The organism is Pseudorhodobacter sp. E13 (genome assembly GCF_003991405.1).
Lineage (GTDB): Bacteria > Pseudomonadota > Alphaproteobacteria > Rhodobacterales > Rhodobacteraceae > Pseudorhodobacter.
In genome coordinates, this window is the sequence record NZ_RPEN01000154.1 from 197,779 (window position 1) to 212,432 (window position 14,654).

At 62.7% G+C, this 14,654-nt stretch carries 10 protein-coding genes; all 10 read right to left on the bottom strand.

The window, feature by feature from the left end; translation table 11 throughout:
* Position 1: 1 nt before the first annotated feature.
* On the bottom strand, positions 2-2,377 hold the full coding sequence (locus tag EGN72_RS09700) for a xanthine dehydrogenase family protein molybdopterin-binding subunit (RefSeq protein ID WP_127046979.1): 2,376 nt from the start codon (positions 2,375-2,377) through the stop codon (positions 2-4).
* Between the two features lie 59 nt (positions 2,378-2,436).
* On the bottom strand, positions 2,437-2,913 hold the full coding sequence (locus EGN72_RS09705; protein WP_127047021.1) for a (2Fe-2S)-binding protein: 477 nt from the start codon (positions 2,911-2,913) through the stop codon (positions 2,437-2,439).
* Between the two features lie 21 nt (positions 2,914-2,934).
* A complete protein-coding gene (locus tag EGN72_RS09710; protein WP_127046981.1) occupies positions 2,935-3,450 on the bottom strand; it encodes a CoxG family protein in 516 nt (171 codons plus the stop codon).
* Positions 3,451-3,544: 94 nt separating this feature from the next.
* A complete protein-coding gene (locus EGN72_RS09715) occupies positions 3,545-5,746 on the bottom strand; it encodes a PAS-domain containing protein (RefSeq protein ID WP_127046983.1) in 2,202 nt (733 codons plus the stop codon).
* 3 nt (positions 5,747-5,749) lie between these two features.
* Complete coding sequence (locus EGN72_RS09720; RefSeq protein ID WP_127046985.1) at positions 5,750-6,889, bottom strand: FIST N-terminal domain-containing protein; 1,140 nt, start codon at positions 6,887-6,889, stop codon at positions 5,750-5,752.
* Positions 6,890-6,925: 36 nt separating this feature from the next.
* Positions 6,926-7,630: a response regulator transcription factor gene (locus EGN72_RS09725; protein ID WP_127046986.1), complete on the bottom strand. Its 705-nt coding sequence runs from the start codon at positions 7,628-7,630 to the stop codon at positions 6,926-6,928.
* A 116-nt stretch (positions 7,631-7,746) separates the two neighbouring features.
* Positions 7,747-9,282, bottom strand: a complete 1,536-nt coding sequence (locus tag EGN72_RS09730; protein WP_127046988.1) for a trimethylamine methyltransferase family protein — start codon at positions 9,280-9,282, stop codon at positions 7,747-7,749.
* A gap of 118 nt (positions 9,283-9,400) precedes the next feature.
* Entirely contained in the window at positions 9,401-11,029 is a 1,629-nt protein-coding gene (locus tag EGN72_RS09735) for an alpha-D-glucose phosphate-specific phosphoglucomutase (RefSeq protein WP_127046990.1), read from the bottom strand.
* Positions 11,030-11,045: 16 nt separating this feature from the next.
* Complete coding sequence (glgX, locus tag EGN72_RS09740; protein ID WP_127046992.1) at positions 11,046-13,127, bottom strand: glycogen debranching protein GlgX; 2,082 nt, start codon at positions 13,125-13,127, stop codon at positions 11,046-11,048.
* A complete protein-coding gene (gene glgA / locus EGN72_RS09745; RefSeq protein ID WP_127046993.1) occupies positions 13,124-14,545 on the bottom strand; it encodes a glycogen synthase GlgA in 1,422 nt (473 codons plus the stop codon). The genes glgX and glgA overlap by 4 nt, the downstream gene beginning before the upstream one ends.
* Positions 14,546-14,654 lie beyond the last annotated feature (109 nt).

Below are 14,654 nucleotides of genomic sequence, written 5' to 3' on the forward strand. Positions count from 1 at the left end.
CTCATTTACTGTTGATCGCGGCCCAGACACGGGCAGGCGATACGGGCATGTTGATATGGCTGACATGGGTATGCCCGCCCCGGTGCAGCGCATCAATCACCGCATTCACCACCGCCGGCGGCGAGCCGATGGCCCCCGCCTCGCCGCAGCCTTTCACGCCCAAGGGGTTGTGCGTGCAAGGTGTGTTGCAGCTGTGATCGACCTTATAGAAGGGCACATCATCGGCGCGCGGCATCGCGTAATCCATGAAAGACCCGGTCAGCAACTGGCCATTTTCATCATAGCTGGTGTTTTCCAGCAGCGCTTGGCCAATCCCCTGCCCCACGCCGCCATGCACCTGCCCGTTCACGATCATCGGGTTCATCACATTGCCGAAATCATCGGCACAGGTGAAGGCTGCAATCTCTACCTTGCCGGTATCGGGGTCCACCTCCACCTCGCAGGCATAGGCGCCTGCGGGATAGGTGAAGTTGCCGGGGTCATAAAACGCCGTCTCCTCCAACCCCGGCTCAAGGCTTTCCAGCGGGTAATTATGCGGCACATAGGCCGAAAACGCGATCTCGCCGAAGCTTTTGGCCTTGTCGGTGCCTGCCACGCTGAAATTGCCATCCTTGAACTCGATATCATCTTCCGAGGCTTCAAGCATATGTGCGGCGATCTTCTTGCCCTTGGCGATGATCTTGTCGACAGCCTTGGTCATGGCCGAGCCTGCCACCGCAAGGCTGCGCGATCCATAAGACCCCATGCCAAACGGGATCTTGGAGGTATCGCCATGCACGATTTCCACGCTGGTTGCCGGGATGCCAAGCTGTTCGGCCACGATCTGCGCAAACACCGTTTCATGCCCCTGCCCGTGGCTATGCGCCCCCGTCATCACGCTGATATTGCCGGTGGCGTTGACGCGCACGGTGGCGGCATCAAACAGGCCGACACGCGCGCCCAGCACACCGACAAGGTTCGACGGTGCAATGCCGCAAGCCTCGATCCAAGTGCTCAGGCCAAGGCCGCGCAGCTTGCCGCGCTTGGCGCTTTCCGCGCGCCGCGCTTCAAACCCCGCCAGATCGGCCAGTTCTGTCATCTTGTCCAAGGTGGCCTGATAATTCCCGGTGTCATAAACAAGGCCAACCGGCGTTGTGTAGGGGAACTGATCGGGCGTCAGCAGGTTCTTGCGGCGAATTTCGGCTTGGTCCAGCCCCAGCTCCCGCGCGCATTTGTCGATGATGCGTTCAATGCTGAAGGTCGCCTCGGGCCGCCCCGCGCCGCGATAGGCATCAACAGGCGCGGTATTGGTGAACACGGTCTTGACGTTCACATAAACCAGCGGCGTCTTATACGGCCCCGCCATCAGCGTGCCATGCAGGAAGGTCGGCGTCGCGGTCGAGAAGTTGGACAGATAGGCCCCCACATTCGCCATGGTTTCCGACCGCAGCGCCAGAAACTGCCCATCCTTGGTGGTGGCCAGTTCGATCTTGGTCACATGGTCGCGGCCATGCGCATCGGACAAAAAGCTTTCCGAGCGTTCGGCCACCCATTTTACCGGGCGGTTCAGCACCTTGGCGGCATGCAGCACCGCCGCTTCCTCGCCATAGTGATAGATCTTGGAGCCAAAGCCCCCGCCCACATCCGGCGCGATCACGGTCAGCTTGTTTTCCGGCATCCCCATCACGAAAGCCGCGATCAGCAGGCGGTGCAAGTGGGGGTTCTGGCTGGTGGTGTAAAGCTTGTAATCCCCTGTTCCGGCATCATAATCCGCCAGACTGGCGCGCGGTTCCATCGCATTGGGCACAAGGCGGTTGTTGGTCAGTTCCAGCGTGGTGACATGCGGCGCGTTCTTGAATGCTTCTTCCACGGCGGCGCGGTTATCTTCAATCCAGCCCCAGTCAAAGCACTGGTTGGTCCCGATTTCGTCATGCACAAGGTTGGTGCTGTCGGCCAAAGCCTGCGCCATATCGACCACGGCGGGAAGCTCGGTGATATCGGCCTCTACCGCTGCGGCGGCATCGCGGGCTTGCTGATAGGTTTCGGCAATCACCACGGCATAGGCATCACCGACATGGCGCACTTTGCCATGGGCTAGCACGGGGCGTTTGGGTTCCTTCATCGGCTCGCCATTGCGCGAGTTGATCAGCCAGCCCGCGGGGTTGCCACCCATACCCGCGAAATCCGCGCCCGTCAGCACCGCCAGAACACCCGGCATCGCCAGCGCTGCCTTGGCGTCGATCCCGTTGATCCGCCCGTTTGCCACTTCGGAGCGCAGGAAATAGGCATAGGCCTGCCCGCGCAGATTGATATCATCGGTGTAACGGCCCTTGCCCGTCAGGAACCGTATATCCTCGCGACGCTTGGTGCTGTCGCCAATTCCGCCATCTTTCGGCATAGTATCCTCCCCTTGATGCGATGCGTTAAGAACGCCGCATAATCTGTTGAATATATAAATTATTCAGCCGGAACGGCCTGACCGGACGCTGCCATCACCGCCTTGACGATGTTATGGTAGCCGGTGCAGCGGCAGATATTGCCTTCAAGGTAGTGGCGCACCTCGGCTTCGGTCGGGGTCGGGTTTTCGGCCAGAAGCGCTGCCGAGGACATCACCATACCCGGTGTGCAAAAGCCGCATTGCAGCCCGTGGTGATCCTGAAACGCCTGTTGAATGGTGCCAAGGCTGCCATCGGCATTGGCCATGCCTTCGATCGTGGTCACGTCCGCGCCTTCGACATCCTGCGCAAAGACGGAACAGGATTTGACCGCCTTGCCATCCACATGCACCACACAGGCCCCGCATTGCGAGGTGTCGCAGCCGATATGGGTGCCCGTCAGCCCCAGCCCTTCGCGCAGGTAAGCCGACAGCAAGGTGCGGCCTTCGGTTTCGGCCGAGACGGCCTTGCCGTTCACGGTCATCGAGGTTTTCGTCATCATATTCCTCCCTTGAATACGTTAGCTGACCAGACGTTTCAGCCAGCCCTTCTTTTTCACTTCGGTATCGGCTGCCGCTTCCTCCTCGGCCTCCGGCTCGCCCTCAATCGCTTGCTGAAAGCGGGCAAAGAATTCATCGGCCATTTTCTTGGCAAAGCCGTCGATGATGCGGCTGCCAAGCTGCGCCAGCTTGCCGCCGACATTGGCCTCCACCTCATAAGACAGCAGCGTCCCTGCCTCGGTCGCGGTCAGCGTGACATCGGCACCGCCCTTGGCAAAGCCCGCCGGGCCGCCCTTGCCCTCGCCCGAGATCCGCAAGGACTGGTTCGGCACCATGTCCGACAGCGTCACCGCCCCGGTAAACCGCGCCTTCACCGGGCCGACCTTTTGCACCACGACCGCCTCAAACCCGTCTTCGGGGGTGCCGGTCATGCTTTCGCAACCGGGCACGCAGGCTTTCAGCACATCGGCATCCAGAATGGCGGCCCAAACCGTGGCCACATCGGCCTTGATCTCTCGTTGATCGGATAGTTTCATGCGTCCCCCCGCCTTCATCCTTGCAACAGCCTAACCCCAGTTCGGGCAGCGGCGCTATGTGACCTTGGTCGTATGCAGCCGAGTTTACCGCAGATCAGCTTTCGGTAAAGGCCGCTGACAAAAAGCTTTGCACCGCGCGGGCGTCGATGGGTTTGGCAAGCCGGGTGGCCTGCGCCAGACCGGGCAAACCCGCCCCGATCAGCGCCAGTGGCAAGGGGCCAAAACGGCCGGTAAAGCTTTGTATTTGCTTTTGAAAATCAGCCGTTTCCGCGCCGTTGGTGCCGTGATCGAGGATCAGCGCATCGGGGGTGATGCCGATCTCATCAATCAAGGCCAGCGCATCGCCCATGCTTTCGGTATCCAGCACGCTGATGCCCCATTTTTCCATCAGCATCGACAGCGCGCGGCGCAGCTCCGGGTCGGGTTCCACCAGCAGCACGATCTTGCTGTCCAACGCCGATTGGGGCGCGGGCGTGGCGGGTGCCGGGCTGGCGGGCGGCGCTGTCAGCGGCAGTTGCAGCAAAAAGCAACTGCCCCGCCCCAACCGCGATTTCAGCCCCAAAGGATGGCCCAGCAAGGCCGCCGCGCGTTCAACGATCGCAAGGCCCAGCCCCATCCCATCCGAGGCCGAGGCCCGCGCGTTCAGGCGGTGAAATTCCTGAAACACCGCTTCCTGATCGTCTTCGGCAATGCCGGGGCCGCTATCCCAAACCTCTAGCTGGATCATCCGGCCACGCGGCCGCACCCCCACCAGCACGCCGCCCGAGGCGGTATAGCGCAACGCGTTGGAAATCAGGTTTTGCAGGATGCGCCGCAAATAGCTGGGGTCCGAGATCACCTGCGCCTGCACGGGCCGGATACGAAAGCGCAGGCCCTTGGCCGCAGCAATGGGGCCGAATTCCACCCCCAATTGCGCCAGCATCGCCCCCAGATCAACCGGACCAGAGGACACCGCCGCCTTGCCACTGTCCAGCCGCGAGATATCCAGCAAGGCCCCCAGAATCCCATCCACCGAATCCAGCGCGCTTTGCGCCTTTTGCAGCGCGTCGCGGGTGTCGGGGGCCAGTGTATCGCTTTCGGCGGCGGCCACGAACAGCCTTGCCGCCGACAGCGGTTGCAGCAGATCATGGCTGGCGGCGGCGACAAAGCGCGCGCGGGTGGCATTGGCACGCTCGGCCCGCAAGGCGGCGTCTTCCAGTTCCATCGTGCGTTCGGTCACGCGGGCTTCCAGCGTTTCATTGGCGCGGCTCAGCGCGGCAATCGCATCGCGTTCAGCGGTGATATCGGTGAAAGAGATCACAAACCCGCCGTTGGGCATTTCCTGCGCATAGACATCCAGAATAAGCAGCGGCGCCTGCCCGCGTTCCACCGTAAAGCGCAGGGCGGCGCGGGGCGATGGGGTGGCGGCCCAATCGGCCACCGCCTGCCGCGTGATGTCGCGAAACCGCGCGCCATCGGCGAAACGATCCAACAGCCCGTCAAACGATGCCCCCAAGCGCAGCCGTGGCAAAGGAATGCCCAGCAGGTTGCCCAGCTTGCGGTTCCAGCCGACAAGCCGTTGTTCGGCATCGAAAATACAGACACCTTGGTTCAGGTGTTCCAGCGTTGCGCGGATCAGCTTGGCCTGGGCGTCCAGCATCTTGCCACGCTCTTGCCGTTCCAGCCGGATGATATCGGTCACATCGGTTTGCAGGATCACGGTGCCGCCATCGGGCATCCGGTGTTCGGATACCTGCACCCAATGATCGCCATCCATCCGCGCGTTGAACATCACATGGCGTTCATGGTGTTGGCGCAGGCGGCGGGCGGCCCATTGCGCAGGGCTGTCGCCGGGCGGCAAGGTCAGATGCGGCGACAGGCTGACGCGGGTGACATAATCGTCAAAGCTCAGTCCCGGATGCAGCACCGGGGCAAGATCGCGCAGGAACATGCCAAAGCGCGAATTGCACAGCACAAGCGCATCCTTGCTGTCAAACAGCGCAAAGCCTTCCTGCACTGTTTCAATCGCGTTGGACAGGTTGCGGCGGGCGGCCTCGGTGGCGCGGTTCGCCTCGGCCAGCCGGGCGTTGGACAGGTTCAGCAGATCCAGCGCGCGTTCCAGATCGCGGGTGCGTTCGCGCACCTGATCTTCCAGCAGCACGGCGCGTTGAAACTGGGTATAGGCCGCGCCACCATCATCGGTGGCCTGTTCCACCCGCCGCATCAGCGCATCAGCGATTTGCAGCAGCTTTTCGCGCTGATACGCGGGCGGGTCGTCGGGGTTGATCAGGTCATGCGTTGGGGTGGGCGGGGCCATGGGTCAGCTTCCCGGCGGATAGAGGGCGACGCCTGTCAGCGTCTGGTTCACATGCATGCCGCCCATCTGTTCGCCATAGGTCGAAAAGCCTGTCACCCCATGGCCGCGCAGCAGCTTGGAAATGGCCCCCGTCATCTGCTTTTCCTGCGCCTCTACCCGGCGCAGCAGGCAATCACAGGCCAGAATGCTGGGCCTTGTGCCGCCGCGCGACAGGGCCTCCAACCCCGCTGACAGATGGCTGACCATATCTTGCGGTTCCGCCAAGGTCAGCACCAACCCTTCGTCAATCGCGGAAAAGAAGATCAGATCGCCATTCGGCGCTACCTGCCGGATTGCCCGGACATGGTGTTGCCCGCCGATCCGCACCAGCACCGGATGGGCGGCAAAGGTGAACGGCGTCAGTTGCGACGGGTCTTTGCCCAAAAGGCGTGCATATTCCTGTGCTGCGGGTTCGGCGTTGATCTGATGCACCACCCGCGCCGCCGGGGTGGCGCTTGTCACCACCATGCGGCGCGCGCTGGGGTGCAGATGATCCAGCTTGAACACATGCGCCCGGCAATCGGACCGGATCAGCGCCAGCACGGCGGCATTGGCGCAAATCTTGCCCTGATGCAGGATGAAGGTTTGCCCGAAATCCGTGCCATCCCCCGCCGAGCCGCCGAAAAACGGCACCGGGCCAAGGCCCGAGGCAAGGGTGAAGGCCAGCTCATCCTCTTTCAGGGACAAGCCATCAACCAGCAAAAAGCCGAACTCATGCGCCCAATGCGGGGCCTTGGCAGAAAGCGCCTGCCGCGCGCGGATCAACTGGCCGATCAACTGGTCACGGTTGAGCGTTGAGAGGTCTGGGATCAGGATAGGGTCGGTGACGAAATGCGCGCGCGGCAAGCCAATCGCCACGATGCTGCCTTCGGCATAGCCATTGGCCGAAATCTCTCCGGCGGTGGTGCAGCCGATGACCGGGGTATCACCAAAGGCCGTCAGGCTTTGCGCGGCAAGGGCGGCCAGCGGGGCTTGTGGTGACAAGAACAGGATCACCAGCGCAAACGGCCCCGGCCCCAAGCCCGCCGCCAGTGTCGCCAGCGCCTGCGGCTCGTCCGCCGCGACATGGGCGCGGGCCAGCAAGGGGCCTTCGCTTTGCACCATCTTTGCCACCCTCCCCCCGGTTGCCAGCCTGCGGCCTTAGCCGTCAGTATCGGGCAAGATGCCGGAAAAGCTAGCCTCTTTCGCGATCAGCACCGCTTGCGTGCGGCTTTGCACGCCCAGTTTGCGCATGATCGCGGTGACATGCGCCTTCACCGTGGTTTCGGCAATCGACAGATCAAAGGCGATCTGCTTGTTCAGCCGCCCTTCGCAGATCAGTTGCAGGATGCGCGCCTGTTGCCGGGTCAGCAATGACAGGCGGTGCAAGGCATCCTCGCGCTTGCCGCTGCTTTGCGCGGTGTTGGGGGCATAGCCTTCGGGCACGAACACCTGCCCGCGCGACAGGCTTTCAAAGGCCGCGCGAAACACCTCGCGCCGGGAATGTTTGGGCACAAAGCCCGCAGCCCCCGCCGCCAGCACCGCCGACACCACCGCATCATCGGCCATAGACGACACAACGACCACCGGAATATCCCCCGCCACCGCGCGCAGGCGGATCAGCCCGTCAAACCCGGTGACATCGGGCAAATCCAGATCCAGCACCACGACATCGGGCGCAGGGGTCAGGCCCAGCCGGTGCAAAGCGCTTTCCAACCGGTCGGCGGTATCCACCGCACCAATCCCCGCCACAGCCTTGAGCGTGATCGCCAAAGCGTCACAAAACAGCGGATGATCATCGACAATCAGCGCGCGGTGAAACGGGCGGAACGGGTCTGTCTGGGGGGATATCATGGCGGCAGTCATCCGGGGCCTTTCGCTTTGCCCCTTCAGACTAAGCGAAAGGCCGCGCGGCGCAAGCGGGCCTTAAGTAGGGGGCGGGCCTTAAGTAAGGGCGGGCCTTAACGCCTGATGCGACCCGATCAATACCACATATCCTTGATCGCGGATTTCTTGGCGGCAACAAACTCCTCCAACCCTTGGCGGATGCCTGCATCCAGTGCCGGGGCCTCAAATTCCGCCAGCCGTTTTTTCCACAAAGTATTGGCGCGCGTGGCAGCATCGGTGGAGCCAGCCGCCTCCCATTTCTCAAACGGTTCGTTATCGGCCAGATCGCTATCCCAAAAGGCGGTTTCGTAATTGCCCATGGTATGGGCGCAGCCAAAGAAGTGATTGCCGGGGCCAACCTCTTTGAACGCATCCAGCGCAAGTTGGTTGTCATCAACCTTGATCCCGTCAAGATAGCTGTGCAGCGCGCCGCACAGATCGGCATCCAGCATGAATTTTTCATAAGACATCGACAAAAGCCCATCAAGGAACCCCGCCGAGTGCAGGATGAAATTCGCGCCGCAATGAATGGCCGACAGCATCGACATGGTGCCTTCGGTCATGGCTTGGGCGTCAGGCAGTTTCGAGGTGGTGAAATTGCCCGCGCAGCGCAGCGGTAGGTTCAGACGGCGGGCCAACTGCCCGATCACCATGGAGCCGATTGCCGGTTCCGGCGTGCCAAAAGTAGGAGAGCCGGAGCGCAGCGACATGGACGACAAAAAATTGCCAAACACCACCGGCGCGCCTTTGCGTTCCAATTGCGTCAGCGCACAGCCTGCCATGGTTTCCGCCAGCGATTGCGCAATCGCGCCCGCGCTGGTCACAGGCCCCATCGCACCGCCAAGGATGAAAGGCACCACAACCGCGCATTGATTGGCGCGGGCATAGGCGCGCAGGCTGTTGGTCATCGTGCCATCCCAGACCAAGGGTGAGTTCACGTTGACATTGCCAAGAATGACGCAATTCTGATCGACAAAATCGCGGCCAAAAGTGATGCGCGCCATCTCGATACTGTCTTCGGCACGCTCCTCGGAGGTGACAGAGCCCATGAAGGGGCGATCCGAAAGCGTCAGATGGGCCAGCACCATATCCAGATGGCGTTTGTTCACGGCAATATCGGTCGGCTCGCAGATCGTGCCACCGGAGTGGTGAAAATTCGGGCTGGACTGCGCGAGTTTGATGAAGTTCTGAAAATCCTCAATCGTGCCGAACCGGCGCCCCCGATCCAGATCCATTACGAAGGGAGAGCCATAGGCAGGCGCAAAGACCACCGATTTGCCACCGATTTCAACCGAATTGGCAGGGTTGCGGGCGTGTTGGGTGAATTGCGCGGGGGCCGATTTCAAGATCTCGCGCAGCATGCCGGGCGGGAATTTCACCAACAGCCCGTCCACCTCGGCCCCCGCCGCCTTCCAATGGTTCAGCGCCACCGCGTCATCGCGAAACTCTATCCCCACCTCGGCAAGAATACGGTCGGCGGTGGTTTCGATCTTCACAAGGTTTTCTTCCGACATCACATCATAGGTCGGGATATTGCGCAGGATATAGGGCCGCCCCATGCCGCCCCCGCGCGTGGCGCGCTGGGCTTGGCGAGCTTGGCGACCGCTGCGCGCGGCTTTCACGTCACTCATGATAGTCCCTCCCAAAGCGGCCCCTGTTGTCGGGGCCTTTGGGCAAGGCTAGGGCCGATTTGCTACGATGGTCGCAGCGATTGGCGACAGATGAATGTCAGATCGCGCCCTGCGGCGATCAGGTGATGACATCCGGCGCGCTGCGGCCCGTATGCGGGGTGATCTGGGCCAGATCATGCGCGGCGGCGATGATCGGGGCCAGTGCCTCTTGCGGGTCAAGATGCAGGCCCTCTGGTCCTGGCTGATAGCGTTCCAGATAGACGCGCAGGGTGGCCCCTTGGGTGCCGGTGCCCGACAGGCGGTAAACGATGCGGCTGTCATCGGCGAAAATGATGCGCACACCTTGGTTCTGGCTGACAGAGCCATCGACCGGGTCGGTATAGGCGAAATCATCGGCGGCCTTGATCTGCATGCCTTGCACCTGCGTCCCCGGCAGGCTGGCAAGTTTGGCGCGCAGGGCGGCCATCATCGCATCGGCCTTGGCGCTCTCGATCGCTTCGAAATCATGGCGGCTGTAATAGTTGCGGCCATATTTGGCCCAATGCTCGGCCAGTATCTCGGCCACCGATTGCCCGCGCACGGCCAGAATGTTCAGCCATAGCAGCACCGCCCACAACCCGTCCTTTTCGCGCACATGGTCAGAGCCGGTGCCAAAGCTTTCCTCGCCGCAGATCGTGCAGCGGCCTGCGTCCAGCAGATTGCCAAAGAATTTCCACCCCGTTGGCGTTTCAAAACAGGCAAGCCCCATGGCCTGCGCCACCCGGTCCGCCGCCGCCGATGTGGGCATGGACCGCGCGATGCCCTTCAGGCCCGCGGCATAGCCCGGTGCCAGATGCGCATTGGCCGCCAGCACCGCAAGGCTGTCGGACGGAGAGACATAGGCCCCGCGCCCCACGACCATATTGCGGTCGCCATCACCATCGGACGCCGCGCCGAAATCGGGCGCGGCTGGTCCCATCATCTCATCCATCAACTCATGCGCCCAGGTCGGGTTTGGATCGGGGTGCATGCCGCCGAAATCCGGCAAAGGCGTGCCATGGGTCACGGTGCCCTTGGCCGCGCCAAGGCGGTTTTCCAGAATGTCCCGCGCATAAGGCCCGGTGATGGCGCACATCGCATCAAAGCGCATGGTGAACCCCGCCGCAAAGCGCGCGCGCATGGCGGGGAAATCGAACAGGCTTTCCATCAGGCTTGCATAATCCGCAACCGGGTCGACAATCTGCACCACCATATCGCCCAGCGACACGGTGCCGATGCGGTTCAGATCCAGATCGGCGGCCTCCAGCGTGGTGTATTCGGTTTGGGTTTTCGTGGCGGCATACATCGCCTCGGTCACCGCCTCGGGCGCGGGGCCGCCATTGGCCATGTTGAACTTGATACCGAAATCTTCCTCCACCCCGCCGGGGTTATGGCTGGCCGACAGGATGATGCCGCCATCGGTTTTGTTCAACCGGATCAGATGGCTGGCCGCAGGGGTCGACAGCAAGCCACCCTGCCCGACGATGGCACGGCTGGCCCCCTGTGCCGCCGCCATGCGCAGGATGATCTGCACCGCGCGGTCATTGTAAAACCGCCCATCGCCACCAATCACAAAGGTCTTGCCCGCAGCCCCGCCAATCGCCGCGAAAATCGCCTGCACAAAGGCTTCCAGATAATGCGGCTGCATAAAGACGCGGGTCTTTTTGCGCAGGCCCGAGGTGCCGGGTTTCTGGCCATCAAACGGGGTGAAAGACTGGGTGCGGATCATGGGGAAAACTCCGGGTTTACGGGGTATTGGCAAAGACAAGCACGGATTGTGCCGGGGCGACAAGGGGGGAACTGGCGGGATGTTGCGCCGTGAAATCAGGGCGCGTGGTGTCAAGGATCAGATACCATTTGGCGCTGGTGTCGGGCAGATGCACGGGCTGCTCTGGCCCGGCGTTGACCAGCACGAACAGCGCCTCGGGGTCCGGGTTCTGCGCGGCGGCAGCGTGGCGCAACTCCAGCCCAAGGCAGCGAAACCCGGCATCATGCCAATCGGCAGCGCCGGGTTCTGCCCCGTCGGGCCTGCGCCAGATCACATCGCGCACCGCATCGGCCCGCAATTTGGCATGCAAAAACCGATGCTGGCGCAGCACGGGATGCGCCTTTCGCAAGGCAATCAATCGGGCGGTAAAACCGGTGAGCGCGGCATCAGCGCCTTCCCATGTCACCCAACCCGTCGGGTTGTCCTGCGCATAGGCGTTGTTGTTGCCGTCCTGGCTGTTGCCCAACTCATCCCCTGCCAGCAGCATCGGTGTGCCTTGCGACAGTAGCAGCGTTGCCAGCATGTTGCGCGCCCGCAAGGCCCGCGCGGCCTTGATCGCAGGGTCATCGCTTGGCCCCTCGACGCCCAGATTGTCGGAATGGTTCTCGCCATGGCCATCGCGGTTTTCCTCACCATTGGCGAGGTTGCGCTTGACGGTATAGCGGGTCAGATCGGCCAGTGTGAAACCGTCATGCGCGGCGATGAAATTGACCGAAGCCGTGGCCGGGCGGTTGTGATGGTCAAACCGCCCCGCACTGCCCAACAGCCCCGCCGACAGCGCAGGGGCCATGCCCGCATCCCCACGCCAGAACCGGCGGGTGCCATCGCGGAACTGATCATTCCATTCTGCGAACGGGTGCGGAAAATGGCCAAGCTGATAGCCCCCCGGCCCAATATCCCACGGCTCCGCGATCAGCTTTACGCCTGCCAAGGCCGGGTCTTGCCGGATCGCATCCAGCAAACCCGCACCGGGGTCAAACCCCTGCCCTTCGCGGCCCAGCACCGTGCCCAGATCAAAGCGGAACCCATCCACCCCCATCTGCGTGACCCAATAGCGCAGACTGTCCATCACCATGCGCAGCACCATCGGGTGCGACAGGTTCATCGTGTTGCCGGTGCCAGTATCATTGACGTAATAACGCCCGCCATCGCGCAGGCGGTAATAGCTGGCATTGTCCAAGCCACGATAGGCCAGCGTTGGCCCCAATTCATCGCCCTCGCCGGTGTGGTTATAAACCACATCCAAGATCACCTCGATCCCGGCGCTGTGAAAGGCTGTGACCATCTGCCGGAATTCCGCCTGCGCATCGGTGCGGGCATAGCGCAGATCGGGGGCGAAAAAGCCAAGCGTCTGATAGCCCCAGTAATTGCGCAACCCGCGCGAGGTCAGGAAGCGGTCATCAATGAAGCTATGCACCGGCAGCAGCTCTATCGCGGTGATGCCCAGCCGGGTCAGATGGTCCAGCATCGGCTGCGAGGACAGGCCAAGATAGCTGCCGCGCAGCCCTGCCGGGATATCGGGGTGCTGTTGCGTCAGGCCTTTGGCATGGGCCTCATAGATCACCGTATCGCGCCACGCGTGCCGGGGGCCGGGCACAGCCGCAGGCTGGGCCGCCGTCACCACCGCCTTGGGCATATGCGCCGCCGAACAGCGGGTATCAAAGGACAAATCGGCCCGGGCCGCACCGACCTTGTAACCCATCAGCGCATCCGACCAGCGCAGAGGCCCCTGCACCTGCCGGGCATAAGGGTCCAGCAACAGCTTATGCGGGTTGAACCGATGCCCGGCTTCGGGCGCATAGGGACCATGGGCACGCAAGCCATAAAGCGTGCCGGGGCCGATACCTGCCACATGCATATGCCAGATGTCGCCATCGCGTTCGCGAAAGGCCAGCCGCGCACGCTCTTGCTTGCCATCGGGGCTGAACAGGCACAGCTCCATCCCGGTGGCATGGGCGGAAAACACAGCGAAATTCACACCATCGCCCACCACATGCGCGCCCAAAGGCCCGCTGCACCCGGCACTGGTGGCAAACGCCGCGCTTGGCGTGAAACTCATGCCACAAGGCCCGCATACAGCGCGGCATAGCGGGCGGCACTCGCCTCCCAATCCAGCTTTTGCCGCATCGCATTGCGCATCATCTGCGCCCAGAGGTTTTGATCGGCGTAAAGATCAATCAGGCGCTGCAAGGCCAACCCGAAGGCCTGCGCATCGGTGGGATGAAAGGTCAACCCCGTGGCCACACCAGCCGCCAGTGCCACCGGATTTGCGGTGATCACCGTATCGGCCAGCCCCCCCACAGCGGCCACCACTGGCAAGGTGCCAAACCGCAAACCATACATCTGCGTCAAGCCGCAAGGCTCAAACCGCGAAGGCACCAGAACCGCATCCCCCCCGGCGAACAGCCGCTGGCTGAACGCCTCATCATAGCCGATGCGCACCGCCACCCGGCCGGGATGGCGCGCGGCCAGATCGCGCAACTGCGCCTCCAACCCCGGATCGCCATTGCCCAGCACCGCCAGCCCGCCGCCCGCAGCGATAAACCGGTCGGCGACCTGCGGGATCAGGTCGATACCCTTCTGGTCGGTCAAACGGCTGACCACAATCGCCAAAGGCCCCGGCACATCCAGCCCCAATTCGGCACAAAGCGCTGCCCGCGCCTTGGCCTTGCCCTTGGGCCGCGCCGCCGAATAGGGGTTGTCGCCGAGGTCCGGCGACCAGATCGCCGTATCAACCCCGTTCAATATCCCGGTCACATCAGCCGCCCGCGCCGCAATCACCCCTTGCAAACCCATGCCATATTCCGCCCGCGCCAGTTCCCCGGCATAGCTGGGCGAAACCGTGGTGATCTTGCTGGCCGTCACCAGACCGGCCTTCAGGCTGGACAGCCCGCCAAAATATTCCAGCGCATCGGGGTAGAACTGCTCCGGCGGCAAACGCAGCGCATATAACTGCGACACCGGCGAAAAGCCCTGAAAGGCGATATTGTGAATGGTCAGAACCGTGGGCAGGCTGCTGCCCGCATAGGCCAGATAGGCCGGCGCATAGCCCGCCTGCCAATCATGCGCATGCAACAGGTCCGGCCGCCAGCCATCGGTCAAACCCTCCTGCGCAATCGCAGCCCCGGCCCAGCTCAGCGCGGCAAAACGCATGTCATTATCCGGCCAATCGCCCCCCGGCCCGGAATACGGCCCACCCTCGCGGTCATAAAGATGCGGCGCCTCCAGCAACAACATGGATATGCCCGCCACCTCCCCCGCCAAAACCCGGCCCGGCCCACCAAAAAGATCCGGCGTTGACCACAGCTCCGGCCAGCCCTCGGCCCGCGCCATCACTGCCCGATACCCCGGCATCAAAACCCGCATCTCCCAGCCCTGCGCCGCCAATGCGCCCGGCAAAGCCCCCACCACATCGGCAAGCCCACCGGTTTTCAACAGCGGCACACATTCCGATGCAACCGATAGCACGCGTCCCATTCCAGCCCTTTCTTTTCGGTCCAAATATCCTCGGGTGGGGGTCTGGGGGAGGGCAGACAGCCCTCCCCCAGCCTTGCCCCAAAACCCTCAGCTCAGCTTCCGCGCCCGC

What these genes read in the sequence shown, in the direction of transcription:
- EGN72_RS09725 (WP_127046986.1), bottom strand. Translation starts at nt 7,630, where the DNA reads ATGACTGCCGCCATGATATCCCCCCAGACAGACCCGTTCCGCCCGTTT.
- EGN72_RS09710 (WP_127046981.1), bottom strand. Translation starts at nt 3,450, where the DNA reads ATGAAACTATCCGATCAACGAGAGATCAAGGCCGATGTGGCCACGGTT.
- glgA (WP_127046993.1), bottom strand. Translation starts at nt 14,545, where the DNA reads ATGGGACGCGTGCTATCGGTTGCATCGGAATGTGTGCCGCTGTTGAAA.
- EGN72_RS09735 (WP_127046990.1), bottom strand. Translation starts at nt 11,029, where the DNA reads ATGATCCGCACCCAGTCTTTCACCCCGTTTGATGGCCAGAAACCCGGC.
- EGN72_RS09720 (WP_127046985.1), bottom strand. Translation starts at nt 6,889, where the DNA reads ATGGTGCAAAGCGAAGGCCCCTTGCTGGCCCGCGCCCATGTCGCGGCG.
- EGN72_RS09705 (WP_127047021.1), bottom strand. Translation starts at nt 2,913, where the DNA reads ATGACGAAAACCTCGATGACCGTGAACGGCAAGGCCGTCTCGGCCGAA.
- glgX (WP_127046992.1), bottom strand. Translation starts at nt 13,127, where the DNA reads ATGAGTTTCACGCCAAGCGCGGCGTTTGCCACCAGTGCCGGGTGCAGC.
- EGN72_RS09715 (WP_127046983.1), bottom strand. Translation starts at nt 5,746, where the DNA reads ATGGCCCCGCCCACCCCAACGCATGACCTGATCAACCCCGACGACCCG.
- EGN72_RS09700 (WP_127046979.1), bottom strand. Translation starts at nt 2,377, where the DNA reads ATGCCGAAAGATGGCGGAATTGGCGACAGCACCAAGCGTCGCGAGGAT.
- EGN72_RS09730 (WP_127046988.1), bottom strand. Translation starts at nt 9,282, where the DNA reads ATGAGTGACGTGAAAGCCGCGCGCAGCGGTCGCCAAGCTCGCCAAGCC.